The 5,031-nt window shown below is 62.8% G+C and carries 10 protein-coding genes; 5 read left to right on the forward strand and 5 right to left on the reverse strand.

Translation table 11 applies throughout. The features are described from left to right. The first annotated feature begins 81 nt into the window (after nucleotides 1-81). Nucleotides 82-1,131, forward strand: a complete 1,050-nt coding sequence (locus tag KBZ07_RS16080) for a hypothetical protein (RefSeq protein WP_254932552.1) — start codon at nucleotides 82-84, stop codon at nucleotides 1,129-1,131. A 3-nt stretch (nucleotides 1,132-1,134) separates the two neighbouring features. Continuing rightward, the gene (locus KBZ07_RS16085; RefSeq protein ID WP_254932553.1) at nucleotides 1,135-1,329 is read left to right on the forward strand and encodes a hypothetical protein; all 195 of its coding nucleotides are present in this window, start codon (nucleotides 1,135-1,137) and stop codon (nucleotides 1,327-1,329) included. Nucleotides 1,330-1,363: 34 nt separating this feature from the next. On the opposite strand, the gene KBZ07_RS16090 is transcribed toward KBZ07_RS16085, so the two are convergent. Together KBZ07_RS16090 and KBZ07_RS16095 are read right to left on the reverse strand one after the other, a co-directional pair. After that, a complete protein-coding gene (locus tag KBZ07_RS16090) occupies nucleotides 1,364-1,834 on the reverse strand; it encodes a GNAT family N-acetyltransferase (protein ID WP_254932554.1) in 471 nt (156 codons plus the stop codon). After that, on the reverse strand, nucleotides 1,831-2,151 hold the full coding sequence (locus KBZ07_RS16095; RefSeq protein WP_254932555.1) for a DUF1778 domain-containing protein: 321 nt from the start codon (nucleotides 2,149-2,151) through the stop codon (nucleotides 1,831-1,833). The genes KBZ07_RS16090 and KBZ07_RS16095 overlap by 4 nt, the downstream gene beginning before the upstream one ends. A gap of 178 nt (nucleotides 2,152-2,329) precedes the next feature. Here KBZ07_RS16095 and KBZ07_RS16100 point away from each other — a divergent pair, with 178 nt between their 5' ends. Continuing rightward, a complete protein-coding gene (locus tag KBZ07_RS16100) occupies nucleotides 2,330-3,163 on the forward strand; it encodes a DUF2887 domain-containing protein (protein ID WP_254932556.1) in 834 nt (277 codons plus the stop codon). Between the two features lie 14 nt (nucleotides 3,164-3,177). Here the strand turns inward: KBZ07_RS16100 and KBZ07_RS16105 are convergent, their stop codons facing one another. Next, complete coding sequence (locus tag KBZ07_RS16105) at nucleotides 3,178-3,303, reverse strand: hypothetical protein (protein WP_254932557.1); 126 nt, start codon at nucleotides 3,301-3,303, stop codon at nucleotides 3,178-3,180. 66 nt (nucleotides 3,304-3,369) lie between these two features. Continuing rightward, a complete protein-coding gene (locus KBZ07_RS16110; protein ID WP_254932558.1) occupies nucleotides 3,370-3,570 on the reverse strand; it encodes a DUF1778 domain-containing protein in 201 nt (66 codons plus the stop codon). A 209-nt stretch (nucleotides 3,571-3,779) separates the two neighbouring features. On the opposite strand from KBZ07_RS16110, the gene KBZ07_RS16115 reads away from it, so the two are divergent. Continuing rightward, nucleotides 3,780-4,109 (forward strand): nucleotidyltransferase domain-containing protein, encoded by a 330-nt coding sequence (locus tag KBZ07_RS16115; RefSeq protein WP_254932561.1) that lies wholly within the window; start codon nucleotides 3,780-3,782, stop codon nucleotides 4,107-4,109. Next, on the forward strand, nucleotides 4,102-4,497 hold the full coding sequence (locus KBZ07_RS16120) for a HEPN domain-containing protein (RefSeq protein ID WP_254932559.1): 396 nt from the start codon (nucleotides 4,102-4,104) through the stop codon (nucleotides 4,495-4,497). The genes KBZ07_RS16115 and KBZ07_RS16120 overlap by 8 nt, the downstream gene beginning before the upstream one ends. A gap of 135 nt (nucleotides 4,498-4,632) precedes the next feature. Here KBZ07_RS16120 and KBZ07_RS16125 read toward each other — a convergent pair whose 3' ends face one another. Then, the gene (locus KBZ07_RS16125) at nucleotides 4,633-4,842 is read right to left on the reverse strand and encodes a type II toxin-antitoxin system HicB family antitoxin (RefSeq protein WP_254932560.1); all 210 of its coding nucleotides are present in this window, start codon (nucleotides 4,840-4,842) and stop codon (nucleotides 4,633-4,635) included. Nucleotides 4,843-5,031 lie beyond the last annotated feature (189 nt).

The raw sequence follows: 5,031 nt of genomic DNA on the forward strand, positions 1-5,031 counted from the left end.
ATGGCCACCGCCCAGCCGGCCGGCGACTACATGCCGCTGGATCTCAGCACCCTTCCAGCTCTGCCCTGATCGCCGCAGCTGATGACCCTCCAACCAGGCGACCTGCTGGCGATCACCCGCCCCGCTGGGCCCGAGGCCGGCACTTACCAGCTGCCGGCAGCAGCACTGGCGGAACTGCTGAACCCGCCGCCGGTGCTGGCGATCAGCGGTGTGGTTTGGTCAGCCGTGCGCTCAGCGGCAGACAACAGCTGGCAGGCGATCTGCTGGTCGCCGGAGCTTGGGCTCTACGCCTGCGTAGCGGGTAGCGGCACGGGCAACCGAGTGATGACCTCAAGCGATGGCATCCGCTGGAGTGCCCAACCTGCGGCAGCTGATCAGAACTGGGTGGCGCTCTGCTGGGCCAAAGAGCTGGGGCTGTTTGTTGCCGTCAGCGACAGCGGCATTGGCAATCGGGTGATGACCTCACCGGATGGGCGTAGCTGGACCCTGCGCCAGACGCCGGCCAACAACAACTGGACCTCGATTTGCTGGGCACCAGAGCTGGGCCTGTTGGTGGCGGTTGCCAGCAGCGGCACGGGTAACCGGGTGATGACCAGCAGCGATGGCTTCACCTGGACAGTCCGCCCGGCTGCGGCAGATCAGGAGTGGCGCTCGATCTGCTGGGCACCGCAGCTGGGGCTACTGGTGGCGGTGAGCAGCACCGGCGGCAACCAGCGGGTGATGACCTCAAGCAATGGCCGCAACTGGACCCTGCGGACAACGGCCGTAGCCAACAACTGGACGGCGCTCTGCTGGGCAGCAGAGCTGGGTTTGCTGGTGGCGCTGAGCAGCAGCGGCAAGGGCAACCGGGTGATGACCTCCCCGGATGGCATCAGCTGGAGTAGCCGCAGCTCGGCGGCCGACAACGCCTGGACCTCTCTTTGCTGGGCGCCGCAGCGGGAGCTGCTGGTGGCAGTGAGTAGCAGCGGCACCAGCAACCGGATCATGACCAGCGCCGATGGCATCAGCTGGATGGTGCGCAGCTCCCCAGCTGATCTGGGCTGGCGTTCGCTCTGCTGGTCGCCCCAGCGCGGTCAGTTTGCGGCGGTGAGCAACAGCGGTGCTGGCAACCGGGTGATGGTGAGCCCCTGAACCATGACTGACACCAAGGCACCCCAGCCAGTAATTGGCTCGCGTTGCTGGCGCGACCTGATCAGCCCAGACAGCGGCGCCACGGTGCTCAGCCTGGCGGGAGACAGCAGTGAAACCGACCAGATGGTGGAGCTGGCCTACGACGAAGGCGGCAGCGGCTGGTGGCCGCTTTCCACCTTGGTGTTAGGCAACGTGTAATCCCGTGAAGGCGATGGCGGATTTGAGGCCGGGTTCAACGCCCCAGCGTGCGGCGGATGTCCTTGAGCAGCAGCAGCAGGTGCAACGGATCGGTTGGTGAACGAACGAACTCCGGTATCAGGTGTTCGTAGAAGCTCCGGACCTGCTCCGATTCGGCATGGACCAACAAGACGCGGCAGCCGATGGCATTGCTGAGGCTGGCGACTCGGTTGATCACATCCAGCAGCAGGGCCGCACCGAGTCCCTGTCCTTCATGGCGTTCGTCGACGCCCAGACGGGCAAGCAGGGCGATGGGCTGGCTCGCCACGCTCGCCATGCACCAGGCGTAATAGGCAACGACGTGGGGCTGATCCACCTCGGTGACGACAAACACCCGGGTGGTGCCTGTCCCATGGGCCTGCTTGGCCACCTCTACCAGCCAGGCGGTCTGCTCCTCGGAGCGGCAGCGGAAGCCTTTGAGCTGGTGACGGGCCGCCAACAGCTCTGGCGGTTGGTAGCGGCTCATGCCTGGGGGTGATCTGCCGCTGGGGTGACAAAGGGAGAAGGCCGCTCCAGCAGCCGCTCCAGACCCGGCAGGCTGCGGGCCGGGCGGCTGTTGATCCGCTCCCATTCCTGCTGGGCATCGGCATCGAGCAGAAAGAAATCGCGGTCGGCCAGCACCCGCTGGGCTGCGAGGCGTCCTTGGGCGAGCAGGAAGGAACTGCGGTCGGTGCCGAGGGCCGTAGCGGCCCGATCCAGCAGGTCGCGGTCGTCTTCTGTGGCACGCAGCTCGATTCGGCTGGTCTTGGCCTGCCGGTGACCTTGCGGTTTGGTACTGGTCAAGGCGACGCCCACCAGAAACGTACGGACACTGTACGGCGCTGATCGAGATCAGTCGCCAGCTAGCCGGTGACTTCACCGCTGGGGGAGGTGGTGGCGGTGATTGGAGCGCTTGGTAATCGATTCGCTTCCATCAACACCGCAGCGCAGCAGACTGCCTCGGTTGCCCTCACTCCGTCCCTTGGCGAGCGACAAGCTCTTCTATTTCCTGTTCCACAGCAATCCGGATCTGATCCTGCGCTGGCTGGAGGATCTGCCGGCTGATGCAGGTGGCTACAGCTTTTCGGCGCCAGTGTTGAAAGAGCGTGAATACCGACTGGATGGCCTGTTTTCGCCGCCGCCGCAACGACCTGATCTACCAGCGGTGGTGCTGGAAGCGCAGATGGCCCCTGATCCGGGGTTTCTGCTGCGGCTTTACGCGGAAACCGGCCGCTTTCTGCAGCAGCAGGCCTGGAATGGGGACTGGCGCGTGGTGGTGATCTGCCCGCATCGCGGACTCCATTTCGGCGCCCTCACCCCGGTGCAGGAATTTGTAGAGCGGCGGGTGCTGTGGGTGGAGCTGCAGCCCAGAGACGGCCAGCCGCCGATCACTCCCTTGGCCCGGGTGCTCAGCCTGCTGCTCGAGCCAGAAAGCCAGGTGCGCCGCATCAGCGATGCCCTGCACCAGCAGGCGGTGACGGATCCTGTGGCAGCTGAGGTACTCCAGCTAATACCAACTATCTTGGTTACACGGTTCCGCAACAAAACCATCCCGGAGATTTGCGCCATGGGCGGCCTCACCCTTGAAGACTTCACCCAGAGCAGGGCTTACCAGGAAATCTTTGGCCTAGGTGAAGCCCGGGAAGCCGCCAAGGTTGCCCTGCGCCAGCTCAACCGCCGCTGCGGCCCCCTGAGCGAAGCCACCACCGCCCGCATCCAGGCGCTGCCGCTGGAGCAGCTGGAGGCTTTGGCAGAGGCGCTAATGGATTTCAACGGCCCTGACGAGCTGACCACCTGGCTTGCAGCCAACGCCTGAAGCTGCGTGCGGGGTCAACTCCCCAGCGTCAGGCGGAGGCCCTTGAGCAGCAGCAGGTGCAACGGATCGGTGGGTGAATGCTCTAACTCCGGGATCAGGTACTCGTAGAAGCTGCGGGCCTGCTCGGGTTCGCCATGCACCAGACGTAGTAGGCCACAACAGCCGTTTGATCGACCTCGAAGCACAAACAGGCGGGCATTAGCGGCTCATGCCGATCGTCTGTTGATCCGCTCCCATTCCTGCTGGCCTGCGACGTCCAGCACGAACTGCTCCCGGTCGGCCAGCACCCGCTGGGCCGCCAGCAGCCCCTGGGCGAGCAAGAAGGAACTGCGGTTGTCTTCTGTGGCGCGAAACTCGATTCGGCTGGTCTTGTCCGGCCAGTGGCCTTGCGGCTTGGCGCTGGGCATAACGATAATCCCCCGGAACGTACGGATTCTGTACGGCGCCATCAAGAAAAAGGGGTTGCAGACCCCACTTGTCCGCAAGGCCACCACCAGGACGATCGCTGCTGGGCCTTCAGTTCGCCAGTAAGCCCTGCGGCCTGCGAGGCATCACGCAAGAGCTCACCCCAGTCACCTGGGAGATGGCCGCTGCAAGTGGGGCGATGATGGACGCAATGACGTCAATACCACCCCCCCTGGTTACCCGTGAGGCCCTGAGGGCTTTCACACAGAGGCTTGTGGAGCATTTCTCTCCACAAAAGATTATTTTGTTTGGTTCTCAGGCTCGCGGTAAGGCCCGTTGGGATTCCGACGCCGACATCCTGGTGGTGATGCCATTTGAGGGCAGTTCATTCGAGCAGAGGTTAACCATGCTTCAGGTGGGGGCACCGTCATTTCCAGTAGACCTGTTGCTGTGCAGACCAGAAGCTGCAGCCCAGCGTTACGACTGGGGAGATCCGTTCATTCGTGAGGCCCTTGATCACGGAGAGGTCCTCTATGGCTAATCACACACCGCTGGTTGAGGCTTGGATCCGTTACGCGGAGGACGACTGGCAGGACAGCCAGATCCTTGCAAGCGCTGGGGGGAATGGGCGAAGCATTTGCTTTCACGTGCAGCAATGCATCGAGAAGCTGTTCAAGGCTGAGCTGATGCGGTTGAAGTTGCCTGTTCCTAAAACACATAACCTGCGGGAGCTTTCGGATTTGCTGCATCAAGCTGACAACCGCTGGATTGCAGAAACTATGACTCTCAACCGGTTATCTCGGGCTGCCGTTGATTTTCGCTATCCCGATCCCAGTGAACCCGAGCCTGAGATTGATCTGGCTTTCATCCTTCAGATTGCATCCGAACTTAGAAGCCTGCTATTGGATCGGCTTGGGACGTGCCGCTGACGGGCTTCACGCTCGCTTACAAAGAACAGCTCCTCATCGTCGATGTCTACCAACATCGCCGGCTGCAGCAAATGCCGCCTTCTCTCAAAATAGTGCAACCGTGCTGGCTGAGATGGCGCAATAAATCGCGGCGCTTCACAGGGCCAGTGCTAGCTCCTCGTAGGAGCTACCTGCAGCAGCACGGGCTTCAGCGCGGTTCATCTCCAGAGCTTCCTGCAGCACCACCTTCAGAGAGGCAAGCAGTTCTTCACGCGTTGACTCCTGGGCGTTCACGCCAGACACCTCTTCCACCCAGTCGATCCACCAGTCGCCGTCCTGCTTCACAACAGCGGTGTAGGTGCTCACAGGCGCAGCCTCAGTTGGATCAAAAACACTGCTTCGAGCCTAATCAGCACGCCGGGGAGGTGTTCGCATGAAAATCCTGCTCACAGGCGCCGCCGGCCAGCTGGGCCAGGCCCTGCGCCAGCTCCTGGAGGATGTGGCAGGCCCTAACCGCGAAACAGCTGGGCCACCGCTGGACTGTTGAGCAGACTC

Source organism: Cyanobium sp. BA20m-14, from assembly GCF_024346295.1.